The sequence below is a fragment of the Klebsiella sp. 18074 genome (assembly GCF_902705905.1).
In the GTDB taxonomy this organism is placed as follows: domain Bacteria; phylum Pseudomonadota; class Gammaproteobacteria; order Enterobacterales; family Enterobacteriaceae; genus Klebsiella; species Klebsiella terrigena.
Genome location: NZ_CACSIS010000048.1, coordinates 1 through 24,933, shown reverse-complemented (window position 1 = coordinate 24,933; position 24,933 = coordinate 1). Strand labels below are relative to the sequence as shown.

At 56.6% G+C, this 24,933-nt stretch carries 22 protein-coding genes and 2 pseudogenes; 10 read left to right on the top strand and 14 right to left on the bottom strand.

What is annotated here, in order from left to right; all coding sequences use genetic code 11:
* Window positions 1–621: 621 nt before the first annotated feature.
* Window positions 622–2,796 (top strand): TonB-dependent siderophore receptor, encoded by a 2,175-nt coding sequence (locus GVK32_RS27360; RefSeq protein WP_159873831.1) that lies wholly within the window; start codon window positions 622–624, stop codon window positions 2,794–2,796.
* Window positions 2,797–2,858: 62 nt separating this feature from the next.
* Here GVK32_RS27360 and iraP read toward each other — a convergent pair whose 3' ends face one another.
* The gene (iraP, locus tag GVK32_RS27355) at window positions 2,859–3,200 is read right to left on the bottom strand and encodes an anti-adapter protein IraP (RefSeq protein WP_159873833.1); all 342 of its coding nucleotides are present in this window, start codon (window positions 3,198–3,200) and stop codon (window positions 2,859–2,861) included.
* Between the two features lie 482 nt (window positions 3,201–3,682).
* On the opposite strand from iraP, the gene GVK32_RS27350 reads away from it, so the two are divergent.
* Window positions 3,683–3,898 (top strand): hypothetical protein, encoded by a 216-nt coding sequence (locus GVK32_RS27350; RefSeq protein ID WP_115193125.1) that lies wholly within the window; start codon window positions 3,683–3,685, stop codon window positions 3,896–3,898.
* A gap of 119 nt (window positions 3,899–4,017) precedes the next feature.
* Here GVK32_RS27350 and GVK32_RS27345 read toward each other — a convergent pair whose 3' ends face one another.
* Complete coding sequence (locus tag GVK32_RS27345) at window positions 4,018–4,812, bottom strand: helix-turn-helix domain-containing protein (RefSeq protein WP_076945242.1); 795 nt, start codon at window positions 4,810–4,812, stop codon at window positions 4,018–4,020.
* A gap of 77 nt (window positions 4,813–4,889) precedes the next feature.
* On the opposite strand from GVK32_RS27345, the gene GVK32_RS27340 reads away from it, so the two are divergent.
* The 3 genes from GVK32_RS27340 to GVK32_RS27330 are packed head-to-tail and all read left to right on the top strand — an operon-like array spanning window position 4,890 to window position 8,018.
* On the top strand, window positions 4,890–6,953 hold the full coding sequence (locus GVK32_RS27340; protein ID WP_159873835.1) for an FUSC family protein: 2,064 nt from the start codon (window positions 4,890–4,892) through the stop codon (window positions 6,951–6,953).
* Window positions 6,943–7,158, top strand: coding sequence for a DUF1656 domain-containing protein (locus GVK32_RS27335; RefSeq protein WP_159873837.1), 216 nt, complete (start codon window positions 6,943–6,945; stop codon window positions 7,156–7,158). The genes GVK32_RS27340 and GVK32_RS27335 overlap by 11 nt, the downstream gene beginning before the upstream one ends.
* Complete coding sequence (locus GVK32_RS27330; protein ID WP_159873839.1) at window positions 7,155–8,018, top strand: HlyD family secretion protein; 864 nt, start codon at window positions 7,155–7,157, stop codon at window positions 8,016–8,018. The genes GVK32_RS27335 and GVK32_RS27330 overlap by 4 nt, the downstream gene beginning before the upstream one ends.
* Window positions 8,019–8,023: 5 nt before the next feature.
* Here the strand turns inward: GVK32_RS27330 and GVK32_RS27325 are convergent, their stop codons facing one another.
* The 3 genes from GVK32_RS27325 to GVK32_RS27315 form a co-directional block, all read right to left on the bottom strand.
* Entirely contained in the window at window positions 8,024–9,055 is a 1,032-nt protein-coding gene (locus tag GVK32_RS27325) for a methionine synthase (protein ID WP_132510938.1), read from the bottom strand.
* A 26-nt stretch (window positions 9,056–9,081) separates the two neighbouring features.
* Window positions 9,082–10,059, bottom strand: coding sequence for a DUF1852 domain-containing protein (locus tag GVK32_RS27320; protein WP_159873841.1), 978 nt, complete (start codon window positions 10,057–10,059; stop codon window positions 9,082–9,084).
* A gap of 288 nt (window positions 10,060–10,347) precedes the next feature.
* Entirely contained in the window at window positions 10,348–10,878 is a 531-nt protein-coding gene (locus GVK32_RS27315) for a glyoxalase superfamily protein (RefSeq protein WP_159873863.1), read from the bottom strand.
* Window positions 10,879–11,305: 427 nt separating this feature from the next.
* On the opposite strand from GVK32_RS27315, the gene GVK32_RS27310 reads away from it, so the two are divergent.
* Window positions 11,306–11,845, top strand: coding sequence for a DUF2058 domain-containing protein (locus tag GVK32_RS27310; protein ID WP_159873842.1), 540 nt, complete (start codon window positions 11,306–11,308; stop codon window positions 11,843–11,845).
* A gap of 150 nt (window positions 11,846–11,995) precedes the next feature.
* Here the strand turns inward: GVK32_RS27310 and GVK32_RS27305 are convergent, their stop codons facing one another.
* Window positions 11,996–12,478 carry a cold-shock protein gene (locus GVK32_RS27305; protein ID WP_041145029.1) on the bottom strand — a complete coding sequence of 161 codons (483 nt, stop codon included), beginning with the start codon at window positions 12,476–12,478 and terminating at the stop codon, window positions 11,996–11,998.
* Between the two features lie 191 nt (window positions 12,479–12,669).
* Entirely contained in the window at window positions 12,670–13,725 is a 1,056-nt protein-coding gene (locus GVK32_RS27300) for an SDR family oxidoreductase (protein WP_159873843.1), read from the bottom strand.
* 133 nt (window positions 13,726–13,858) lie between these two features.
* On the opposite strand from GVK32_RS27300, the gene GVK32_RS27295 reads away from it, so the two are divergent.
* A complete protein-coding gene (locus GVK32_RS27295; protein WP_159873845.1) occupies window positions 13,859–14,788 on the top strand; it encodes a LysR family transcriptional regulator in 930 nt (309 codons plus the stop codon).
* A 10-nt stretch (window positions 14,789–14,798) separates the two neighbouring features.
* Here GVK32_RS27295 and GVK32_RS27290 read toward each other — a convergent pair whose 3' ends face one another.
* Together GVK32_RS27290 and GVK32_RS27285 are read right to left on the bottom strand one after the other, a co-directional pair.
* Window positions 14,799–16,583: a diguanylate cyclase gene (locus GVK32_RS27290; protein ID WP_159873847.1), complete on the bottom strand. Its 1,785-nt coding sequence runs from the start codon at window positions 16,581–16,583 to the stop codon at window positions 14,799–14,801.
* An 82-nt stretch (window positions 16,584–16,665) separates the two neighbouring features.
* Window positions 16,666–17,865: an HD-GYP domain-containing protein gene (locus GVK32_RS27285; RefSeq protein ID WP_159873849.1), complete on the bottom strand. Its 1,200-nt coding sequence runs from the start codon at window positions 17,863–17,865 to the stop codon at window positions 16,666–16,668.
* Window positions 17,866–18,175: 310 nt separating this feature from the next.
* Between GVK32_RS27285 and fraE the strand changes: the two genes are divergently transcribed.
* Complete coding sequence (fraE, locus tag GVK32_RS27280) at window positions 18,176–19,219, top strand: fructose-asparagine asparaginase (protein WP_159873851.1); 1,044 nt, start codon at window positions 18,176–18,178, stop codon at window positions 19,217–19,219.
* 25 nt (window positions 19,220–19,244) lie between these two features.
* Here the strand turns inward: fraE and fecE are convergent, their stop codons facing one another.
* The 5 genes and pseudogenes from fecE to GVK32_RS27255 all read right to left on the bottom strand — a co-directional run bounded on the left by fecE (window position 19,245) and on the right by GVK32_RS27255 (window position 23,606).
* Window positions 19,245–20,021, bottom strand: coding sequence for a Fe(3+) dicitrate ABC transporter ATP-binding protein FecE (gene fecE, locus GVK32_RS27275; RefSeq protein ID WP_159873853.1), 777 nt, complete (start codon window positions 20,019–20,021; stop codon window positions 19,245–19,247).
* Window positions 20,022–20,757, bottom strand: a pseudogene (locus GVK32_RS27270) (iron chelate uptake ABC transporter family permease subunit); the annotation flags it as partial. It abuts the gene before it with no gap.
* An 18-nt stretch (window positions 20,758–20,775) separates the two neighbouring features.
* Window positions 20,776–21,495, bottom strand: coding sequence for a DUF554 domain-containing protein (locus GVK32_RS27265; RefSeq protein ID WP_159873855.1), 720 nt, complete (start codon window positions 21,493–21,495; stop codon window positions 20,776–20,778).
* Window positions 21,492–22,112, bottom strand: coding sequence for a UbiX family flavin prenyltransferase (locus GVK32_RS27260; RefSeq protein WP_159873857.1), 621 nt, complete (start codon window positions 22,110–22,112; stop codon window positions 21,492–21,494). The genes GVK32_RS27265 and GVK32_RS27260 overlap by 4 nt, the downstream gene beginning before the upstream one ends.
* Before the next feature lie 12 nt (window positions 22,113–22,124).
* A complete protein-coding gene (locus GVK32_RS27255) occupies window positions 22,125–23,606 on the bottom strand; it encodes a UbiD family decarboxylase (RefSeq protein ID WP_159873859.1) in 1,482 nt (493 codons plus the stop codon).
* Between the two features lie 187 nt (window positions 23,607–23,793).
* Here GVK32_RS27255 and GVK32_RS27250 point away from each other — a divergent pair, with 187 nt between their 5' ends.
* Complete coding sequence (locus tag GVK32_RS27250; RefSeq protein ID WP_159873861.1) at window positions 23,794–24,708, top strand: LysR substrate-binding domain-containing protein; 915 nt, start codon at window positions 23,794–23,796, stop codon at window positions 24,706–24,708.
* Between the two features lie 109 nt (window positions 24,709–24,817).
* Window positions 24,818–24,933 (top strand): annotated as a pseudogene (locus tag GVK32_RS27245) (IS6 family transposase); the annotation flags it as partial.

Sequence of the window (24,933 nt, the reverse complement as noted above, 5' to 3'; positions counted from 1 at the left end):
GCTAAATCGATCCCGACAACTTTTATCGAGTTCATGATGTTGTTCCTCTGCGAATAGACATTCAGCATAAGTGTGGCAGAACTTAGGCTGGGAAGGGGCGTCCATCACATCACCTCTGGTTAAGAGTTTACTCACTTAGTCTCGTGTCCACTATTCGCGGGTAGGATCATACAGCATTAGATTTAACTGGTATTACGGCGCGATCGGGCGGCCCGCATCGAGCGTTGATGAGGGGCAAGTATTGGCGAAATAATGTTGCTCAATGTAAAGCTTTGTATGACCTTCTGCACAGTTTCTCCTCAATTTTCGCTCATTCACGGCAGCTCTTTTTGGCGTAACGCCGGAGAGGAACGAAAATTCAGATAATTGCAGTGCGTTATTACTCTTTTCATTACTATGATTTATAAGAATATTAATGGATATTTTGTGGTTAAGTATTTTCCAATATCTATTCCTTTTTTCCGTTTATCGATGGGCTTACGTTTATTTACATATAAACCGCAAAGCCATCAAATAATGTAGAAAAAAAGGAGGGTCTATTTCGGGTTGTGTACAATGAGAATCACTCTCATTATCATAAGCATTTACTTACAAATATTAACTCTTCTGGGGATTGTTTAAGTGAATGTAACTTTAGATAAAAAGCGCCCAATTGCGCTGTTTTTGGCCGGCTTGCTCAGCTCACCCGTCTTGGCGCAAGAAGCCACGGAGAAATTGGCTGACGATGAAACGATGCTTGTCACCGCCGAGCAGGGGCTGAAACAACAGCCCGGCGTGTCGATCATCACCGAAGAAGATATTCAAAAAAGCCCTCCTGTTAACGATCTTGCCGACATCATCCGCAAAATGCCGGGTGTGAACCTGACCGGCAATGGCGCCAGCGGCAGCCGCGGTAACAATCGGCAAATCGACATCCGTGGCATGGGCCCGGAAAACACCCTGGTGCTGATTGACGGCGTGCCGGTGAGCTCTCGTAACTCCGTACGCTACAGCTGGCGCGGCGAGCGCGACTCTCGCGGCGATACCAACTGGGTGCCGGCGGAAATGGTGGAACGTATTGAGGTGATTCGCGGCCCGGCAGCGGCCCGCTATGGTTCTGGCGCTGCGGGCGGTGTGGTCAATATTATTACTAAACGCCCCACCAATGACTGGCATGGCTCGCTGTCCCTCTTCACCAATCAGCCGGAAAGCAGCAAAGAAGGTGACACCCGCCGCGCTAACTTCAACCTCAGCGGCCCGCTGGCGGGTGACGCGCTAACGATGCGTCTGTATGGCAATATCAACCGCACCGATGCCGATGCCTATGACATCAATACCGCACAAAACGGTTCCTATGCTGCGGGTCGTGAAGGGGTACGTAATAAAGATATCAGCGGTGTGCTCTCCTGGAAAATCACCCCAGCCCAGATCGTTGATTTCTCCTATGGCTATAGCCGTCAGGGCAATATCTACGCGGGCGATACGCAAAACAGCAACAGTAATAGCAGCGCTGGTGGCTTAGTAGAGTCGCTTTATGGCGATGAAACCAACCGCTTATACCGTCAAAACTATGGCATTACTCACAACGGTATTTGGGATTGGGGGACGTCCAGGCTTAACTTTAACTATGAAAAGACCAATAACACCCGTTTAAAAGAGGGCACCGGTGGCAGTACGGAAGGGATGATCAATAGCGATGTCTATTCGACCAGCCGGCTGGAAAGCTATCGGGCGGGCGGGGAGGTCAGCTTCCCGCTGCAGCTGCTGGTCGATCAAACGGTGACCCTGGGCGCGGAGTGGAACCGCGATGAGCTCAACGATCCCGCCGCCATGCAGTCGGCGAGTACTAACCTCTATTTACCGGGTAGCTCAGGCGATCCTTCCCAGCGCAGCAGTGAAAACTCGGCCACGATTAGCTCACTCTATTTCGAGGATAATATTGCCGCGACCGACAGCACCGAGGTGATTCCGGGGCTACGCTTTGACTATCACGATAATTTCGGCGCTAACTGGAGCCCAAGCCTGAATATTTCGCAGGGGCTGGGGGAATATTTCACCATGAAAGCCGGTATTGCCCGCGCGTTCAAAGCGCCTAATCTTTATCAGTCAACGCCGGGTTACCTGCTTTCTACGCGCGGCAACGGTTGCCCGATTGGCCTCAGTCAATGTTATTTACTGGGTAACGATAATCTCGATCCTGAAATTAGCGTTAACAAAGAGGTGGGGATTGAATTCAGTCATGCCGGCTATGCCGCTGGCATTACCTACTTCCGCAATGACTACAAAAATAAAATCGTGTCCGGCACTTCGGCCATTTACACCAACGGCACCTATAACGTGCTGCAGTGGGAAAACGGCGGTAAAGCCATCGTTGAAGGGCTGGAAGGCAACCTGACCATTCCTCTGATTGCCGATACGCTGGAATGGCGCTCTAACGCCACCTACATGTTCCGTTCTGAAAGCAAGAAGACCGGCAATCCGCTGTCGGTGATCCCGGAATTTACCATCAACTCCCAGTTGGAATGGCAGGCCACTGAAGATCTGAGCGCGAACGTTAACTGGACGCAATATGGCCGCCAGAAACCGCGCCAGTATGCGGAAACGTCCCTTGAAAACAATAACGGTCTTTCACAACGTGAAATTAGTCCTTATTCCATCGTTGGCCTGAACGTTAACTACGATATCACCAGGAATCTGCGCGCCAATGCGGGTATCAACAACCTGTTTGATAAGCAGATCTACCGTGAGAACGCGGGGGCTTCAACCTATAACGAACCGGGGCGCGCTTATTACGCCGGCGTAACCATGTCGTTTTAATCAACGGGGCGGTCTTCAGGCCGCCCTCATTGTTTTTATCGCTCAGCTATTTGCTTGCGAGCTCAATCAGGGCGCGGATCGGAAGAGGGGGAGGAACCGTCCGTCGCTTCAGGGTTTATCTCATCGCCATGCGTGCTGATCAGCTGCGTCAGCGCGATTTGCTCGTGGAATTTTGTCAAAAGAAGCTCAGCGTCCGTTTTCAGAACCTCTTCGGAAGATTCGAGAACGGAATTTATCGCCTTAGAAACGCTGCCTACCAGTTCCGATACGCCGCCTTCCTTGCCGATGGCCAGCATTAAGGCGCTGATAAGTAATGACTGAGCTTCAACCTGAGCAGCAAGCTGTTTGCTTTCCGCGTCCATAGAAGAGATTTTCGCGATTATGCTGAGAATGACATTGTTCATGATACTCCTCAAATCAATAAGATAAACGGGGTTGCCGATGGCTATCTTCGTTGTTGGTGTGGCGAAATACCCATAGCACATAAATATGCCAGAAAAAATATCTGCAGTGTTAGCAGGGCTGCGTTCTTGTCGCCATGTCGTCACAAAACGAGCCGTTTTCCCGATGCGGATATCCTCAACCAGAGTTCACCGCCGGGCGTTCGCCGGGGTCGGTACGCGAGCGTACGCCATCTGAAAAAGAGAGAATCAAGCAGAGGAGGGGGTGTTTATATTAAGGTGGTGCGGCTGTTATTTATCCGTATGCCTTAATAATGACGATTTTGTTTAATTTTAAATGATTTCAGCGCTGCTGTGATGTGTAAAAATAAACTTTATCAATGCTGTTGCTCTGCTCTTAAAATAACAATAAGATATTTTTCATCAATAAGTTTCAACAACGTCCGGCACTGATAATATCAGGCCAGCTTAATAGAGATAATACGATGAAAAAAATCATTCTGGCCCTGGCCTTCGCTACCGTCGCGCTTCCTGCCTTTGCTAATCATCCCGTCGCCCGCACCACCATTGTGGCTAAGTCCGACCACCCCGTTGCCGCCGCTGCCGTCACCGGCGATAACACCAAACATCCTGTCGCCACCGCCGATGCGCTGAGCTGCAATGACGGGCACTGCATTAAAGACAATAGCGTCCGCCGTTAATTCCGCAGATTGCTGAACCTATTTTTAGCCGAGCGCTGAGCGAGCAAGGGGCGGAATTTCCCGCCCCAAATGCGGAGGTTAAAATATCGCCGCAAGCGCACGTTCATTCGCCTGCGCGGTCAGGAAGCCGCGGTTTTACGCTCGGCGAAATAGTGCGCCGGGGTGCTGCCCATCATTTTTCTGAACATGGTGATAAAGGCATTAACGGACTCATAGCCTAATTGAGCCGCGACGTTCTGCACGGAGGTGCCGCTGGCCAACTCCCGTAGCGCAATAATCAGGTGCAGCTGTTGGCGCCAGCGCCCGAAGGTCAGACCCGTCTCGCGCTGCATCAGCCGTGCCAGCGAGCGCTCGCTGAGCGCCAGCCGCTTCGCCCACTCCTGCAGCGTGCTGCGATCCTCCGGATGGCTCACCAGCGCATCGGCCATGGCGCGTATTTTGGCATTCGCCGAGACCGGCAGGCTGAAGTTCTGCTGCGGCATGGCGGCCAGCTCATCGAGCGTTACTCGGGTCAGCCTGGCTGCGTGGCTGTCTGCCGAATAGCCGACCTCCTCGCGGGTTAAGCGCTCGACCAGCTCTTTGATCAGCCCGGATACCGCCAGGGTACAGCAGCGTTCCGGCAGCGCCGCGGCGCCGGGCTCAATGAATAAATAGTTGAGGTGCGCGTTCCAGGTGGCTTTGGCGCTGTGGGGGACGCCGCCGGGGATCCACACGGCACAGTCGGGTGGGACGATCCACAGGTTGTTCTCCGCGCGACAGATAACGGCGCCGTAAAGCGCGATAATCAGCTGCCCCTTACGGTGGGTGTGGACCGGCACTTCCGCAGCGTAATCAACGAAATCAAGCTGCCGGGCGACCGCCGGCGATCCTGCGGCGTCCGGGTCAAAAAATGTGGTGGCGTATTGAGACGGCATCGTATTGGCAGTATTTAGTGATTTTTTGACAGAATATAGTATTTAATGAGATGCGCAACCCGGTAATAATTGCCGGCATGAGCCAAATAAACGATTATCGGTCCCGCCTGCTGTGGGCTAAAAGTGTGGTCTTCCGTCGTGCGGGGGCGCTACTCTCCTCGCCCGGCCTCCTGAGTGATGCCGGTGCTCTGCTCTATTCCGCGAGAAGTTTTGCGGCCGCGATGCTGGCATATTACCTCGCCTTATCCATCGGCCTGGAAAGGCCCTCGTGGGCCATTATTACCGTCTACATTGTGTCGCAAACGTCGGTGGGCGCGTCGCTGAGCCGGTGCGTCTATCGCCTGATCGGCACGATAGCCGGCGCCGGGGCGACCGTGCTGATCGTGCCGGCCTTTGTTAATACGCCGCTGGTCTGCAGCGCGGTGCTCGCCGGCTGGATTACCTTCTGTCTTTACCTGTCGCTGCTAGAGCGCACGCCCCGGGCCTATGCCTATCTATTAGCCGGCTACACCGCCAGCCTGATCGGCTTTCCCGCAGTACTCGATCCCGGCGCCATTTTTGATGTCGCCATCACCCGGGTGCGGGAGATTGCCATCGGCATCTTCTGTGCAGCCCTGGTCCACAGGTACGTTTTGCCAAAGCGGCTATCCGGGCTGTTTAACAGCAAGGTTGCGGAAACGCTGCGCGCCGTGCGCCAGACCCTCGCCCACGTGCTAACGGGTAAACCCGATGAGGCAGCGGGGAGCCTGCAGCTGGCGCTGGCGCTGCAGTTCCTGCAGGGCGTCAATCACCATCTCCCCTATGACTTTGCGATCCCGGGATTTGCCCGCAACGGCAGAAAAGCGATCCATGACCGGCTGGCGCAACTGCTGGTGGTCAGCTGCGAATTACGCGATCGCCTGCAGATGAACGGCGCCATTCCGGGCGATCTGCAGCAGCTGCTGGAGGATGTCAAAACATGGCTGGCCTGCGAGGAGGCGGGGCTGCGGAAAATAGCGGGAGGCGCGCTGGCAGAACGCAGCGCGCGCCTAACGGCACGGCTTGCGGCCGATGCGCAGACGTTTGACCGGTACCAGCAGGTGAGCCTGGCCCGTCACCTTCAGCAGGCAATTATACTGCTGCAGCAGTGCGAGCGGCTCGCTGACGCCATCCGCCATGCGCACCCCGCGCAAATAGCGGTCGAAGGCAGAGCGGTAAAAGGCTACGTTTTCCACCGCGACGGCCTGTCGGCCGCGCGTACCGCGCTGGGCGCTTTCACGATAATAGCCAGCGGCTGCGCGGTATGGATTTACTCTGCCTGGCCCGATGGCGGCACGGCGGTTTCCATTCTCGGAGTCTGCTGCACGCTGTTTGGCAGTTTCGATACTCCGGCACCCCATATCGTTAAGTATATCGTCGGCTCGGCCTATGGCGTGGCGGCCAGCCTGATCTACAGCTTCGTGCTCCTTCCCCAGATTACCGATTTCAGCGTGCTGGTTGCGGCGCTGGCCCCGGTCTATTTGCTGGCCGGCTCGCTGCAGGCGCGGCCGCCCACCACGTTTATGGCCATGGGGATTACGCTGACGCTGCCCATTTTATGCGAGCTGGGCCCTCACTACAGCGGCGACTTCGCGGTGGCGATCAACACGGCCATCGCCCTGTTTGCCGCCACCGGTTTTGCCGTGGCGAGTATGCGCGTGCTGCAAACGGTGCAGGCAGACTCCGCCATCAATCGCCTGCTGCGCATTTGCCGCCGCGACGTCAGGCGCAGCCTGAAGGGGACGTTTGCGCCGGATGAGGCGCAGTGGACGAATCTGATGATTGACCGCACGGCGCTCCTGCTGCCGCGCCTGCCGCGGAGCCGGCAATCGTCGGGGCAGGCGCTCAACCACATGCTGCACCACCTGCGCGTGGGGCTCTGCGTGATGCGGTTACGCCGCCTGCGTCTTCAGATGGGGAGCGAGGCGGCGAAGGAGATTAATGCGCTATTTTCCCGGCTGGTCCGTGGGGAAGAGGCCGCCGCCTTACGCCAGCGGATCCTGGCCATAGTGGACCGCTATGCGCCGGCGACGGATGGCCTATCGCGTCGGCTGGCGGACGAGCTTGTCGATCTGCACTGTGCCTTGAGTGAACAAAACAGGAAGTCATCCGATGATAAGTGACGTTAATTTTGGCGGAGTCTTCGTTCCCGGTCTGCTGGTGGTCGCGCTGGTGACCCTGTTGTGCACGCTGCTGCTGGTGGCGCTTTTCGCTTTCAGCAGGCTATACCGCAGTTTGCCCTGTCGTCCGCTGATTGGGCTTTCGACCTATATTTTCACCTTTTTCCTGCTGCTGCAGGGACTGAACGCGCTGGGGTTATTAGCATGAAGTCATTTTTATCTCTATTGAGCCGCTACGCGCTGACGTTCATTGCGGTTGCGGCAGCAGCCATTCTGGCTTTCATGATGTGGAAGCATTACGCCCAGAGACCCTGGACCCGGGATGGCCGGGTTCGTGCGGATGTGGTGCGGATTGCGCCGGATGTTTCCGGCCCGGTGAACGGCGTGGCGGTGAGGGATAATCAGTGGGTCAATCGGGGCGATGTACTCTATACCATCGATCCGCACTGGCTGAAGCTGGCGGTAGCCAGCGCCGAGGCCGAAGTTGAAGCCAGGCGCCATGAGATGTCCATGCGTCAGGACGCCGCCCGCAGGCGCGCGCAGCTCAGCAGCGTGATTTCTAAGGAGGATTTACAGCAAACGGGCAGCGCCGCGAACGTTGCGGCGGCGAACTATCACGGGGCGCTGGCGGCGCTGGAGCTGGCGCAGCTCAACCTGGTCCATGCCACGGTTCGGGCTCCAGTCGCCGGTTACGTTACCCATCTCAGGCTGCGTCCCGGCGATTACGCCACTGCCGGAGTGACCACCGTTGCCGTTATTGATGCACAGAGTTTTTGGGTGGTGGGCTATTTTGAGGAGACGAAGCTGCGTCATATTCGGGTGGGCGACAGCGCGCAGATCGCGCTGATGGGGTTTGAAGCGACCATCGCCGGCCACGTTGAGAGTATCGGACACGGCATCGGCGACAGTAATGATGAAACCGGCGGGCTGGGTCTACCGGAGGTAAACCCGACCTTCAGCTGGGTGCGGCTTGCGCAGCGGGTGCCGGTACGTATCCATATAGATACGCTACCGGCAGGGGTTGAGCTGGTCGCCGGGCTGTCGGCGAGTATCGCCATTACCCCGTAACGAGACTACCTGTTTGCGAGCTCGCGGCGAATAATCTCCGCGCCCGCGCTTAAGGCGTTGAGTTTACCCGTGGCTACCCGGCGAGAGAGGGGAGCCATGCCGCAGTTGGTCGAAGGGTAGAGCTTGTCGGCATCGACAAACTGCAGCGCTTTTCTCAGGGTAGCGGCGACTTCATCTGCCGTCTCGATGGTATTGGTTGCCACGTCGATGGCCCCGACCATCACTTTTTTACCGCGGATCAGTTCGAGCAGATCCATCGGCACTCGCGAGTTGTGGCACTCCAGCGAGATGATATCAATATTAGAGGTTTGCAGTTTGGGGAATGCTTCTTCGTATTGCCGCCACTCTGAGCCCAGGGTCTTTTTCCAGTCGGTATTGGCCTTGATGCCGTATCCATAGCAGATATGTACCGCAGTTTCACATTTCAGCCCTTCGACGGCTCGCTCTAAAGCGGCGATCCCCCAGTCATTCACCTCGTCAAAAAAGACGTTAAAGGCGGGCTCATCAAACTGAATAATATCGACGCCGGCCGCCTCCAGCTCTTTTGCTTCCTGATTGAGAATTTTTGCGAATTCCCAGGCGAGTTTTTCGCGGCTTTTATAGTGGTTATCGTAAAGCGTATCGATCATCGTCATCGGCCCCGGCAGGGCCCATTTAATCGGCTGGCTGGTGAGCTGGCGCAAAAAGCGCGCATCTTCGACGAAAACGGGCTTTTGACGCGCTACGGCGCCAACAACCGTCGGAACGCTGGCGTCGTAGCGGTTACGTATTTTAACTACCTCGCGTTTCTCAAAATCAACGCCGCTGAGGTGCTCAATAAACGTGGTGACAAAATGCTGACGGGTTTGTTCACCGTCGCTGACGATATCGATCCCCGCACGAAGCTGGTCTTCCAGGGAGAGGCGCAGCGCATCCTGTTTCCCCTCAACGAGTTCCTCGTTGTGCAATTTCCACGGCGACCACAGGGTCTCGGGCTGCGCAAGCCAGGAAGGTTTCGGTAAGCTGCCGGCGGTTGAAGTCGGTAATAACGTTTTCATAATGGATGACCTTTATTTTCTATTAATCAAAGAGGGCAGCTAGCAGACCATTGCGCAAGAATATTCTGGTATGGTTTGATGAAATGCTCTTCGGTAAATTTTCCCTGCTCAATAGCCAGCCGACTACGCTCTTCCCGGTCATAAACGATTTTGGTCAATGAATGATCCTGGTGATTCAGGTTGGGCTGATAGTATTGCCCTGCCGCGGAGTTGGCATTGTAAATCTCCGGGCGGTAAATTTTCTGGAATGTCTCCATAGTGCTGATGGTGGCGATCAGCTCAAGGTCGGTGTAATCGCTCAGCAGATCCCCGGTGAAATAAAAGGCCAAAGGTGCCGCGCTATTTTTAGGCATGAAATAGCGAACCGCTAAGCCCATTTTGCCGAAATACTCTTCGGTCAAAGACGATCCGTTTTGCTGGTATTCGATGCCTAATATCGGATGCTGATTGCCGGTCCGCTGATAGGTATCTTTACTCGAAATACTTAAACAGATGACCGGCGGCTTTTTAAAGTTCTCTTTATATTCGCTGGAGCTAACAAAGTTTTTAAATATATTGCCGTGCAGCACGCCGAAGTTGTCCGGGATGCTAAACTGCGCCTGGTTCTTATTGTGCTCTAACAGCACGACGCTAAAGTCATAATCTCTCACGTAGGACGAGAAATTATTCCCCGCAATACCGTCAAGGCGCTGCTGGGTCTTTTTATCAATGATATTGGGTTTTAAAATTTCAATCGCCGGGAAGGTTTCGCCGTTGGCTTCGAGCTTCATTTCAACAGAAATAATTTCAAGTTCGACGGCATAGCGATCGCCTTTAGGGTTATCCCAATGCGCCAGCGTATTAAAACGATTGTCAATCATCACCAGGGTGTTGCGCAAATTCTGCTGACGCTCTTTCCCGCGGGCTAAATTCGCGAAGTTAGTGGTAATACGCGTATTTTCAGAAGGGTTATAGTTTTCATCGAAAAGAGTGCTCTTAACCGTAAACGTAAAATCTTTATTCATCGCGATCTGGTATCCCTGGTTCTGACATGAAAACTGAACTTGCGTGGTGATTTTCCAGCAGCGGCTGGTCTTCTCGTCCGCCACTGTTCATGTTGTCAATAAGTTAATATTGTGTATTTATGCCAGAGGCGTTAGATGAGCGAAAGCGAGTTAATTTCATTACAACATGAGCTATCTTCATGATCCGGGATAGGGCTGAATGCGTCGGCGTTGCGCACGGCCCTGGAGTGGAGGATTTCCCCCGTCAACCGACGGGGGAAGGGCGCTGCGCGGAGGCGTTGGCGGGGTTTAGCTTTCGCAGAAGCGCAGCCTGTTGCCAAAGGGATCGTGAACCTCGAGGGTTTTTCCCCACGCCTGGTGCACGATCTCCGGCCGTCCGTAGCCGTAATTCTTGTGCCTTAGCTCATCCCTGAATAGTTCGATGTTGCGCATCGGTATGAAAATTGTCGCACCCGGGCTGGCGTCGCCGTGATGTTCAGAGAGGTGAATCTGCAGGCCGTTTCGGCCGATCCCGAGATAAAGGGGGAGGTCTGGCGCGAAACGATGCTCAAATTCAACGCTGAAGGCGAGGAAATCGACGTAGAATTCCCGCGCTTTGCGCTCGTCAAACATGCGTAATATGGGGATGCTTTTTTCAAATGAGACCGCAGCGGGCGCCGCCGGCGGCTCTAACCTTGCCGCTGCCGTATTCCAGTCCTTATAGCCCAGCTGCTGCGCCACAATTTCAAGCGCGGAAGAGTGGGGGAGGGTGACGTTGCGCGACTCAAGCGAGTTGCGCAGTTTGGTTGCCATAAGCTTTGCCTGCTCGATCGAAAACATCATTTCTCCTGTCGTCAGGGCATTTTGGCGCTCGCCTTACCAAACCCCGATCGTCACAAGATGTGAGCTAAGCAACGTGGGTCAATGACGTGCTTTCACCTTTTCCATCCGGAAGCGAGCGGCGGGCAGCACGGGCCAGGGTTTAAAATATATAATGAGAGTCAATGACGCAAGCCCTGCGCCAGGCCGCTGTCCCTGAATGAAAAAAGCGCTAACAGCGGGCGTCGGTTTCTTCGCCCGACCGGCGCCGATCGCTAGCGTACCGCTTATCGCTGCCCGTAGGCGCTTAAGCGGCTTAACGCGGATGAGCGCTTTTGCTCGGGCGCGCCGTTTGGGAAACCCTTCGCAAACGGGGCAGGTGGCCTGGTATATCGGCTAAAATTACGGGTATAATCCCACGCATTATTCAACGGGTTCAGAAGCGGAAATGACAAAACTTACCTTACAAGAGCAGATGCTAAAAGCGGGTCTGGTGACCAGCAAGAAAATGGCTAAAGTCCAAAGAACGGCTAAAAAATCACGGGTTCAGGCGCGTGAGGCCAGAGAGGCGGTGGAAGAAAATAAAAAGACCCAGCTTGAGCGTGATAAGCAGCTGAGCGAACAGCAAAAGCAGGCCACCTTATCGAAAGAGTATAAAGCGCAGGTCAAGCAGCTGATTGAAATGAACCGAATCAGCGTCGCCAGAGGCAATATCGATTTTAACTTCACCGATAGCAACTTAATTAAAAAAATCGTGGTCGATAAGCCAACCCACGCTCAGCTGATTAGTGGCCGCCTCGCCATCGCGCGCCTGGTTGCTGAGGGCAGCGGCGAGAACGAATACGCGATTATCCCCGCCGTCGTCGCCGATAAAATTGCCCAGCGCGATGCCAACAGCATTGTCTTAAACAGCGCGCTGAGTCAGGAAGAGCAGGATGAAGACGATCCGTACGCCGACTTCAAAGTGCCTGATGATTTGATGTGGTAAATCTGCCTGCGTCAGCGCTTTCAGATGAAAAGTCCTGTCGGACTTTTCATTCACTCTGCGGTGCGAATAGCTTTTGCAAAACGCGGCCCTGGTCCCAGGCGCTGCGCCATGCGCAGGCGGGGCTTTAGCTGCGGGCCCGTTCGCAGGTTCTCAGACCTTGAGCATTTTCACCGTGGCATCGACGTCTATCTCGTCTTCCGAGAAGATGAGCGTCGTCCCCTGGAAGGTGGTGATCGCCAGCTTTTTCAGCGCGCGCATTTCACCCGGCTCGGCGGCTGCCTTCGGCCGAATGCTGCCCATCAGCGCCCCCACGGAGAGCACCGCATTTTCTTTATCAATGCGGATATCGGCAGGCACTTCTTCGCTGTAGACCAGGTAAGACTTGATCGACGTGAGCTTAATGCGCTCGCCGGCGATATAGATATATTTGCTTTCCGGGGCCACCTTCACCGCATAGGCTGACAGGCCCTTGTTATTGGTCGTGGGCTCAAAAGTCACCGCCGCATCTTTCTTAATCAGCTCCGGATTGGCGACCTTAATCACATGAAAATAACGGTTATCGCCGTTTTCATCTTTGATAAATCCAAAGCCTTTATCTTTAAACCAGGTTGTGATTGTTCCGTTCATCGCCATTACCGCCTACTTAATCGTTTATCTACTGAGTTTTTGCAGCGCGCAGTGTAAAACACAATCCCTGCGCAGACTACGTCTTTGCTTTAAGTCTGGATGATAAATTTCAGCTATGCGAGCAGGCGGCGGCCGGCTAACGGCGAATGAGTCGCGGCCAGGCTCATTCAGCACGGGTTAACCCGCGCAGGTGTCGCTCAGGGAATGAGCTTCATCTGGCGGAACTGGGTAAACAGCTGAAAGAACATCTGCTCGGTTTCACAGTAATCATGGAAGCCGGCGCGGCGTATTTTGCTGCCATCGGCGAACATGTCGTAGTCCCAGCTGAAAACGAAATCGACGAATTCCCAGCCCGTAATGGCGCCGATATCGCTCTCCCTGAGCTGATATTTGGCCGCCATTTTTTGCCAAATGGCCGCTTTATCCGCCATCACCTCCCGCAGCGACATCGGCAGGGGCGGGGCGACCGGCAGATCGAACCAGGCCGCAATACGCGGCCACATCTCCTGCCAGCGGAACAGATCGCCATTATTGACGTTGAACGCCTGGTTCTCAGCCGCCTCGCTGGTGGCCGCCCACAGCGTCGCCCTGGCCAGCAGGCCGGAATCGGTCATCTCAATCAGGCTGTGCCAGGCGCCCGGTCGGCCGGGGAAGCGCAGCGGAATATTGAGCTCCTTGCAGATAGCCGCATACACCGCCAGCGACAGGGCAAGGTTCATCGGATTACCGGTGGATAGCCCGCCCACGACCGACGGGCGTAACGCCGTCCAGTGCCAGTTTGTTCCCGGCTGACGCGCTTCCAGCAGCATCTGCTGCGCCACGTTGAACTCCGGGGGCATATGCCCCGCATCGCTTTCGCGCGCCGGGGTCTTAAACGGGCCAAGATGCGCGCCATAGACCTTATAGCCCTGCATCAGGCTGACGTGCACAAGCCGGGGCGACTGCTCGGCGGCGCTGAGCACGTTATCCAGCATCGTGAGGTTCGGCTCCACCAGTCCGGCCCAGCTATCGGCATGCTGATAGGCGGCATAAAACAGATGGCTGACCGGCAGACTCGCCAGCGCCGCCATCGTCGCCTTGCGATCGTGCAGGTCCACCGCCAGGTAGCGAACGCCGGGACGCGAGGTGCCTCCCCGCCGCGACAGCCCGATGACCTGCCAGCCGGAGCGCTCCAGCTCATCAATAAGCTGGTTTCCGGCGACGCCGTTGGCGCCGGCAACCACGGCCAAACGCTGATGTTGTTGAGTCTTCATGCTAAGCACCTCTTTGCGAGTCGAAAATGGAATTGCGGGTCAAAAGTGAAACCTGAGCATGATTCATTAGCGATGAAGGCAGAAGAGGGGCATTTGTAATAAGATTAATAACAAAATCTTTGAAGTGAAGGCGATGAACAAGCTCAAAGCGATGGAAGTTTTTATCCGGGTGGCTGAAACCGGCAATCTCTCGGCCGCGGCCCGCAGCCTCGGGCTGACCCAGCCGGCGGTCAGCCAGCAGGTGATGGCCCTCGAGCAGAGCCTCGGGGTGGCGTTACTGTTGCGCACCACCCGCTCGGTGACCCTGACCGAGCCGGGCGAGCGCTACTATCAGCAGATCCGCCCAATCCTCGATGCGCTGAGCGAAACGGAAGAGACGCTGCTTGAGCAGCAGCAGAAACTTAGCGGAACGCTGCGCGTGCAGGCGCCAACGGGGATTGGCCAGCATCTTCTGACGCCGATCGTTGTCGCCTTTCAGCAGCGGAATCCGCAGCTCAGCGTCGAGCTGACGCTGGAGGACCGGCTTGCCGATATGGTGAGCGAGGGCGTCGATCTGGCCATCCGCCTGGGAGAGCCCGCAGGGCTCAACCAGGTCGTCAGACGGCTGGCTAACGTTCAGCGCGTGCTGGTCGCCGCGCCGCACTATCTGCAGCAGGCGGGAACGCCGGCGCGGCTGTCAGAGCTGGCACAGCACCGGACGCTGCGCTACAGCGGCCTGGCCGCCGGAGACGAACTAACCCTGGAAGGCGCGGGCGGCAAAGAGAGCGTCCGCCTGAACCCTGTTTTCCGCGCCAACAATAGCTTCTCGCTCATTGCTGCGCTGGAGGCGGGAGGCGGGATTGGCGGCATACAGCAGCCGCTGGTGGCCAGACAGCTGGCACAGGGAATGCTGGTCCAGGTGCTGCCGGAGTACCGCTGGCAGCCGCTCGCGCTGTATGCGCTCTATCCTACCCGACGCTTTATCCCGCTGAAGGTGCGGATGCTCACCGAGGCCATTATCAGCGGGATGAGCAACGTCAGCGGAATAGCCATGCACCCGTCCCTGGCCCCTCGCGAAAAATAGCGGGTTGAATTCAGTCGGTCTTTAGCATCCCGAAGCTGACGATCCGCGAGCGGCCGAGCTCTTTTGCCCGGTACAGCGCGGCATCGGCGGCGCGCAGCAGGCTGTCGCTTTGCGTATGCTGCGGGAAGCTGGCAATCCCGATAGAGACATTTATCTGACCCATTTCGCTCAGGCCGTAGCGCAGCGTCATGTTGAGAACGTTGTTGTAGATATCCTCGGCGCAGGCCAGGGCGGACTCTTCGTTGCTCCCGGCGAGCAGGACTAAAAACTCTTCCCCGCCGTAGCGGAAAGCCATGCCGATATCACGCACCGCGCGCTGAACGATGGTCGCCACGTTTTTAATCACCAGATCGCCCGCCTCGTGACCGTACCTGTCGTTGATCGCCTTGAAGTGATCGATATCGATCATCAGGCAGCTCAGCGGCGTGCCGTTGCGCACCGCCAGGTTCATCTGGGTATGCAGGGCGTCTTCAAGGTGATGGCGATTGCGCAGCCCGGTTAGCGAGTCGAAAAGCGCCTTTTCCAGCAGCGCGTTGCGCAGGCGCTGGTTCGCCAGCGCCAGGCCCAGCGCTTCGGCCATCAGCTCAAGGTAGGCGCGAGAAGGGGCGGTGGCCGGAGTGACGTTTCTGAAGGAGAGCAGGCCGATGGCTTCTCCCTGGGCAATCAGCGGGACGCAAAGCGAGCACTCCGCGCTTGACTCCGGCAGATGGTAGCAGGCGATATCCGGCTCGCCGTTGACCGGAGGGTGGCTCAGCCCGCGGCGCACGGCCCAGCAGTCATCGGGATGAAAGAGTTCAGGCTCATCCGGCGGCGAGAGCCAGCTGGCGACGCAGCGCATCTGCCAGGGGTCGAGGTCGAGAATATAGAGCCGCCCGGGGATTTCCGGCGCGATGTTGGGCGCGAAAAGCTCGGCCACTTTAATCACATCTTCGAAAGATTCGCATCCCTGCAGGCGCTGGGTCATCCGCGCCAGCAGCTCGCGGATCGCCCAGTCGGCGTCCCGCTCCTGTTCCAGGCGCTGGCGAGCCAGGCCGTTCTCGCGGAAAATGCGGATCGCCTGCGCCATATCGCCAATCTCATCAATCTGGGTGAAGTTAGGCGCTTCGACGGCGTAATCCTGTGAGGCGAGCCTTTGCACGACATCGCTCAGGCGCACAACCGGGTACAGCACCCGGCGCTGAAGAATAAAACCTAGCACAAACAGGAACATCAGCGCCGTCAGCCCGACCATCAGCTCGGAGAGGCTGCGCCAGGTATGGGACTTCTCGGTGGCCTGCGCAATAGCGCCGTTGGCCCGGCCATCCAGCAACAGGCGGAAGTGGTCGATCTGTGTCTGAACCCGCTCGAGCTCGCGCTCATAGGCCTTGCCGTAGAGCAGGTCGATAGCCTCTTTCTCTTCGCCGCGGGCAACGTTAGCCAGCGCCGTCTGCTGCTCATCCTGCAGCTCGTCGGCAATGCGTAAACCCTCGCGCAGCAGCGCCAGCTCCTGGGGCGTTGCGCCGCTATCTTTAAGCTTTCCTAGCCGGTGCTCGATGGCGATCGTCGCCTGAGCCTGCTGGCGATACTCCTCTAAAACGTCAGGGTTTTTATTGATAACATAGGTCCGCGCGAGGTCTGAAAGTGCCCAGGCGTCGGTTTCAACTTCTTCGGTGAGCTGGTCGAAAATCTGGCGCTGCTGCACCGCCTGGCGTTCGGCAGTATCCGCGTTTGAGGCCATCAGCATGGCAAGGCCTGAGGCGAGGGTCAGGGCAACGGTTATACCGTAGGCCCAGTTGGTCATGGTGGCGATTCTCACCGGTAATTTCCTTGCGTGCAGATGAATTTATAACGTTATTTTTTATTATAGAACCCCGTCCTGTCCGCAGGCTGCCGGCAGGTTACGCTGGCGACCGATCGCGCTTTTTACCGATGATTTCGCGATGAAGCGTGTCGGCATGCTGGCATAAAACGGCAAAAACATTCGCATCCAGCGCGCCATTTATAACATCGTTTTCAATCAGCCGTAATGCCTGCTGATAGCCCATCGCCTGGCGATAGGGACGATTTTCGGTCAGCGCGGTAAAAATATCGGCGATGGTGATAATTCTGTCCGGCAGATGCAGATAATCCGCGTTCAGATGCAGCGGATAGCCGCTGCCATCGAGCTTTTCATGATGGTTGGCGGCCCAGTTAATAATCTCGCCGAGCTCGCTAAAGGCGCTGAGGAGCTCGCCGGTCATATAGCTATGTTCGCGCACCTGCAGCAGCTCCTCGGGGGCGAGTTCCCCCTGTTTTTCCAGAATATCCAGCGGGATAAAGATCTTGCCAATATCGTGCAGGTAGCCGGCGGCCTCGATTTTCTTACACTCCTCGGGCGGCAGATCCATATAGCGCGCCAGCTGCCAGGAGATTTCGCCGACCATAATGCTGTGGCTGGCGGTGAAGCTGCTGTAGGTATCAACGATTTTGGCGATCAGCAGGCAGATATCCTTCAGGCCGTCGATATCGATGTACAGATCGTTAATCGGGCCGATGATCTCCAGCATCCGCTGAATATGGCCGGGATTAAGATGCAGCCAGAAGTGCTCCTTTTGCGCCAGCTGACACAGGGTCTGGCACAGCTGCGGATCCAGCTCCTGATGCAGGGCGCGGAATTTATCAATAATAATATCAGTCTGATACTCGGCGTTGGCTTCGCCGGCGGAGAGCAAGCGTTCGAAGGCGTCGGCAAAACAGACGATATGCTCGTAGAGGCTACCTTTGTAGTCCGCGCTGAGGTGATGGTGGCGAATAATGGGCAAAATGGGCGCGAGGGTGGCGAGGCCGCTGAGCATCTCCGCCCCCCGATGCTGGTGAGGATCGTTCAGGTTATCTATCGCATTGAGCGAAGTAATCACCCGCTTGTCGCCCAGCACGCCGATATCGTGCAGCAGCGCGGCGCAAAAGATGGTCTGCTGCTGCTGACGTGGCAGCCGCAGCGCCAGCGAGAGTTCAAGGGCGATGAGGGCCGTGCGCTGCATATGCAGGTGGAGTTCGGGATTGATTATCTGTATGACGCGCGTGGTAAGCATCAATGCTGATTTTAAGGCGAGACGCATCTTTTTCCCTCTTCGCGATATCCACATAAAATAGGTCGATCGTGGCCGTTACGGTATTGATAATTGAATGGCAAGGCGTCTGAAGCGGGACGACGAAAAATAATAAACGGTGGGCCCGGCGGCGGTTTCCCCGTCTGACGCGCCCGACCAGGGAGCATCGCTGCACCAAATCTGCGCGAAAAATGAATGAAAAAGCCTTTATTGCCCGATAGTTAACCATTTTGCCCGTAAAAAGAAAATGAATAGTGGCAAGCCGTTTGCATTAACTCTCCGCCAGTTTGATAAATGTCTATTTTGGGGAAGAGTGAATATGAATTTTAGAGCATTATTTGCGATTGCGTTACTGACGATGAGTTCCCTGGCTGCCAGCGAAACGCGCCTGCCGCATATCGTGATCCTCGCCACCGGCGGAACCATTGCCGGGTCGGCGGCCAGCAATACCCAAACCACCGGCTATAAGGCCGGCGCGATTGGCGTCCAGACCCTGATTAACGCGGTGCCTGAAATGAGCAAGGTGGCGCGGGTGGACGGCGAGCAGGTGGCGAATATCGGCAGCGAAAATATGACCAGCGATATTATTCTCAAACTCTCTAAGCGGGTGAATGAGCTGCTGGCCAGGGATGACGTTGACGGGGTGGTGATCACCCACGGTACCGATACGCTGGATGAGACGCCTTACTTCCTCAACCTGACGGTGAAAAGCAATAAGCCGGTGGTGCTGACGGCGGCGATGCGGCCGGCAACGGCGATAAGCGCCGATGGCCCGATGAACCTGCTGGAGGCGGTGACCGTCGCCGCCGATCCCGAGGCGAAGGGGCGGGGCGTGATGGTGGTGCTGAACGACCGCATCGGCGCCGCGCGCTTTGTGACCAAAACCAACGCTAACAGCCTCGATACCTTCAAAGCGCCGGAAGAGGGCTATCTGGGCGTTATCGTCGGCGGCAAGCCGCAGTTTGAAACGCGCGTCGATAAGATTCATACCCTGCGTTCGGTCTTTGACGTTCGTCAGTTGAATACGCTGCCGAAGGTGGTGATTATCTACGGCTATCAGGACGACCCGGAATATATGTACGATGCGGCGATTGCCCATCACGTAGACGGCATCGTCTACGCCGGAACCGGCGCCGGTTCGGTATCCGTGCGCAGCGCCGCTGGGATTGAAAAAGCGCAAAAAGCCGGCATCGTGGTGGTACGCGCCTCCCGCACCGGCAGCGGCGTGGTCCCGGCCGACGATAGCCAGCCTGGGCTGGTGGCCGACTCGCTGAACCCGGCAAAAGCGCGCATCCTGCTGATGACCGCCCTGACGCAAACGCGTAACCCGGAAGTGATTCAGAACTACTTCCATACGTACTGATCGTCCTGTTAGCCGATGGATCGGGCTATTTCATCACGCACATCGGGCGTCGTGAGATAGGATCGGGGTGAATTTCCGCCTCCAGCTGGAAAACGCTGCCCAGCAGCGCGGGCGTCAGCACCTGCTCCGGCAGGCCCTGGGCCCGCACTTTCCCGCTTTCCAGCACCACCAGGTGGTCGCAGTAGCGGCTGGCCTGATTAAGATCGTGAAGGACGGTCACCACCGTCTTTCCGCACATCTGCAGCTCGCGCATCAGCTTCATCAGCTCCATCAGCTCCACCGGATGATTGATATCCAGCCAGGTTGTCGGCTCATCAAGCAGTACCAGCGGCGTCTGCTGGGCAAGGATCAGCGCCACAAACGCCCGCTGCCTCTGCCCGCCGGACAGCTCGCTCAGCGGCTGCCCGGCGAACTGCGTCATGCCGGTACGCTCGAGCGCTTCGTCAACTATCCGCCGATCGTCGGCATTGAGGCGTCCCCACAGCGGCAGCCACGGGCTGCGGCCGTAGCTCACCAGCTCGCGTACGCTAATCCCCTCCGGAACGTGGTGCTGCTGCGGTAGCAGCGCCAGATGCCGTGCCAGCTGGCGCGGGCTAAAGCTCGGCAGCGGCCGCTCGCCGAGCCATATTTTGCCGGCCGTCGGCGCCAGCAGCCGCGAGAAGCACTTCAGCAGCGTCGATTTACCGCAGCCGTTTGGCCCGAGGAGGGCGCTGATCTGCCCGCCGGGCAGGGTCAGATCCAGCCGGTCGATAATGCGCTTTGCGCCATAGCCGGCGCTCAGGTTTTCGGTTCTCAGTTCCATTCAACGTATCCTTACCAGCAGCCAGATGAACCATGGCGCGCCGATAACGGCGGTTAATACGCCCGCCGGCAGCTCCATTGGGGGATGAATCGTACGGGCCAGCAGCTCCAGCCCGCCGGTCAGCGCCGACACGGGCAGTAGGTAGCGATGGCTGCCGCCCGTTAAGCGGCGCACGAGGTGCGGCACCACCAGGCTAATAAACGCGATGGGGCCGCAGACGGCGACGCCCACCGAAGCGAGAGCGACCGCCAGCAGCAGGCCGCCGCGGTGGAGCTGGCGGAGATTGACGCCGAGGGTCCCGGCTCGCTCCTGACCGAGCGCCAGTAAGTCCAGGCCGCGGCTGAGCAGCAGGCTTAACGGCAGCAGGAGCGCCAGAACGGGCAGGGCGATAGCGACGAATGAACCGTCCCGTGCCTACAGGCTCCCCGTCAGCCACAGCAGCGCGTTGTTGATCTCCTGGGGCCGGGAGAGCAGCAGGTAGTCGGTAAGGCTGGCCCAGCAGGCTGACAGCGCTACGCCGGTGAGCGCCAGGCGCATCGGGCGGGCAAAGCCGGCCAACGCAACCAGCGCCGCCGCTAAACGCCACCAGCGGCAGCCACAGCACGGACAGCGAAGGGATCAAATAGAGCGCGGCGACCGACGCCAGGCTGGCGGCGTGGTTGATGCCAGGAATATCCGGCAACGCCAGAGGGTTGCGCACCAGGCCCTGAATCAGCACCCCGGCGACCGCCAGGGAGCGTGTTTTGTCTTTTAATTAGAAAAAGTGGGTCCAGAGACTGGAAATCGGCATGGCAAGTAACAACGCCGGAAGCATATTCGCCACCGGGAAGACTTTAATGCCGCAAATACGAAAGCCGGTGGTGAACATTAATACGCCACCCACGGCGGAGAAATCGGCCTGCATTGCCGGTGTCGTCAACGGCAAAATAAAGATGGCCCCATAGGCCAGCAGCAACTGAATAATTAATTGTGGAACGGCAACCACTGCCACGGCATAACCCAGCGTGGTGGCAAAAATAGCAGCGGTGAACAGATCGAGGAACGATTTGGCAATCAGCACGCTGGTATCGCCGGTCATGCCTTCATGCATGGAACCAAAGATGCCGGTGCCGCTGGCGCAAAACAGCACAATGATCGCCACATAGCTTTGTAAGAATGCCGCCTGCGACTCCTCGCTGCCGGGTTCTGATTTCACAATCAGCTCAACCAGCCCGCGCGCCTTACCACCCAGTTTGCCGATGCCCTTCTCCAGGTAACACAGCTCGCCCAGCAGTGCGCCGAGGATCACAGACAGCACCATCACCGGCATGTGGCTGACTTTCATTACCAGCACGATCCCCATACACATGGAGGCCGCGCCAAAGATCAATGGCATTGAGTTACGCAGGCGTTCAGGCAGGCGCGAACTCAACATCGCACCGACGATCCCACCGATAAGTACCGCTGAGCCGTTGATATATGGTCCAATAATCACGCGTTATTACTCCCGTTCATTAACGTCACGTTTTCGCCCCACCGCGGCAGATCGGCACAATCCAGATCGAGCAGGCCGAGCGCCCGCGCCACGCTATGGGCAATAATGTCTTCAACACTGGTGGGCCTTGCATACAGAGCCGGCACGGGCGGGAAGACGATGCCACCCGACTCGGTCACCTGCTGCATATTGCGCAGATGCCCGGCGTGCAGCGGCGTTTCCCGCACCATCATCACCAGACGGCGGCGCTCCTTGAGCACCACATCTGCCGCACGTGTCAGCAGGTTGTCGGTCAGCCCGCAGGCCACCGCTGCCAGGGTATGCATAGAACATGGGGCAATCAGCATGCCGAGAGTCCGAAACGAACCGCTGGCTATCGCCGCACCGACCGCGCGGAAGGGGTAAATCACATCCGCCAGCGCAGCGACATCCTCCTCGGTCAACGTGGTTTCATGTTCCCGGTTAAGATGTCCCGCCGGAGAGATCACCAGGTGGCTTTCCACATCCAGTTGGCGCAGGTAACGTAATGCCTGCACGCCGTATGAGAAACCGGATGCGCCACTGATGCCCACAATGACGCGCGGTTTTTGCGCGGTTCGAACGTTGGTTCCTGACATGCTGATTCCTTATTACTTGTTAAAACCTGGGATAAAGCGGTTCACGTCCACCTCAAGGAATTCACTGCGATGGAAGTTGGCTTTCAGGTCGTAAGGTACTGTGCAGTCAAAGATGGTTTTGCAGGCAATACCGTGGTCGCGTACCGACGGGCTGAACGCCGGATCGGATGACGGATCGAGCGGGTGGCAGCGCACACCGGGAATAAAGACCGTGCTGACATCGCCCTGATAGCGGGTGGTCATCGCCCAGATCACATCGTTGAGGTCGAAGACATCGACATCTTCGTCAACCAGCATCACGTGTTTCAGCTCTGAGAAGGCAGCGAATGCCAGCAGCGCAGCCTGACGCTGGCGGCCTTCATCGGCAGCAAAGCGTTTTTTCACCTGCAGCACCGCAAGGTATTTACCGGTGCCCGGAGATGGGCAGTGAACGTTTTGCACAAAGCCCGGCAGCGCACGTTCAACCATTTGCAGAATACTGGCTTCGGTCGGGATACCGGCCATGTTGGTGTGTTCGTCGCTCGGCCCGATGCAGGTTTGCAGGATCGGATGACGGCGGTGAGTGATGGCTTTCACTTTGATGACCGGTACCTGCGCCTGAGCGCTGCCGGTGTAGCCAGGAAATTCTGGCATCGCTTTACCGGTATCGGTGTTCTGGTCTTCACGTACCCGGTAGTTCGGCACCAGTTCGCCTTCAATAACCACTTCGGCGTTAGCGATACCGCGCGCATTGACGGTCAGGCTGTCCACCAGTTCGACGGCCTGATTACGCAGACTACCTGCGATAGAGAGTTCATCGAAGCCCAGTGGGGTGGTTGGCGGCTCAAAGCAGGCACCGATTTCAATTGCCGGATCCACGCCGATACTGATGGTGATGGGTAGCGGTTTACCGGCGGCTTCCGCTTTCTGGCGGAAGGTATCCAGGTGACGGCCCGGCACAAAGTACATGGAGATTTCGTCTTTGCTCTGCACGCACAGACGGTGAATAGTGACGTCATGTTCACCGGTTTCCGGGTCTGCGGCGTAGCACATACCCAGCGTAAAGTACGGGCCGGCATCTTCCGGGGTGTTGGTCGGCGCGGGCAGGATTTTCAGAATGTCGAAATCCGGATCGGTGGCCAGGTGAACCACTTCCTGACAGACCGCTTTTTCACGCGGGACAACGATTGGCGCAATCGGGTTTGACACGGAATCTTTCAGCATAAATGCCAGGTTTTCCGGTGTGGTGCCAAACAGGCGAGCAACGCGTTTGCGGGATGAGAGCAGTCCAATCAGTACGCGCATATCGTCGTACCCTTTGACCTTATTAAAGATCATCGCCGGCCCGATGCGGGTCGGACGTTTCACGGTGCCGTGTGCACCGACATAGCGGTATACACCGGATAATTCAGCAATAGGGTCGACGGGTTCATCGGTGTAGATCAGTTCGTCGTCGTACTGGCTCAGTACCGCCAGTGCGGAGCGCAGATCCGTCACTTTTTGTTGTTCAGACATCTCAGTGTCCCTCAGTTAGTCATCGGAGATACGTCGACGCAGGCCGACGTATCCTGGAAACCACGGCATGGCGTCCCCCGCCCCGCTGTAGCCAAATCAGTTTCACGAGATGAATAATAAGAGCCCAATAATAATACCCATCAATTTAATAAGAAGTTATTATCAGAGAAAACGGCAGGAGACAGCTATGGACTACCGACATTTACACTCATTTGTCGTACTGGCCGAGGAGCTGCATTTCGGCAGAGCAGCCGCACGGCTGAACATTGCCCAGCCGGCTCTGAGTCAACACATTAAAGCGCTGGAACAGACGCTGGAGATCCTGCTCTTTACGCGTGACAAGCGGAATGTGGCGCTGACGTTTGAAGGGGAACTGCTGGTAGAAGAGGCACGCACCGCCATCCTGCACTATGAAAAATTTCGCGATAATGCGCGCAGTTTACGTCAGGGATTTAAGGGACAACTAAAACTGGGGTACGTGGGTTCGTCTATCCTTGACCCGGCATTAACCCTGTTAATTAATGGTTATCGTCAGAAAAAACCGGACATTGAAATTGTTATCGAAGAACATAATGTTCACAAGCAGTTAACACTTTTACGCAACAATCAACTGGATATTGGTCTTATCCGCTCACCGATCCCCCGCTATAACGAGCTGGAATATCTTGATGTGGCCACGCGTCCGCTGATTGCGGTGCTGCCACGCCACCACCCGCAGGCCGGTACGCAGAAGATTGCGTTGTCATCGCTGTCGACCGAACTCTTCCTTATACAGAAAGACCCTCCTGGCGTCGGGCTGGGCAGTTCAGTACTCGCCGCCTGCGAGCAGGCCGGATTTGTACCACGGCAAATTCAATTTACCCGCGACGTTTTAGTGGCAATTGGTCTGGTGTCGATGGGTCTCGGTGTCACGCTTGTGCCGGAAACACAGCGTTCGGTGATGATCCCGGATGTCAGTTACTGCTTATTAAGTGATGCCAGCGCCACCACCACGCTGACGCTATGCTGGCCGCGTTATAGCAATAATAAAGCGTTGGCGAATTTTATCCGCTACGCCCAGGAGCTTGTAAGTATCCCACCAAAACGGCCCATTCACTTTTAGAGATCTTCCGACATACTGATTATGTGTTTTTGTCGCATTAAGGCGGCGTCAGGTAAGATACTGTTTTTTCTAATGTTGCCTGACCATGTCTCTGATCTGAAAAGCCTTCATTCGGCTGCATTATCCCGTCGATGTTATCGCCCAGTGTGTTCGCTGGTATCTGGTTGATGCTCTGAGCCTGCGCAACCTGGAAGAGATGATGGCTGAGCGCGGTATTCTCGTTGA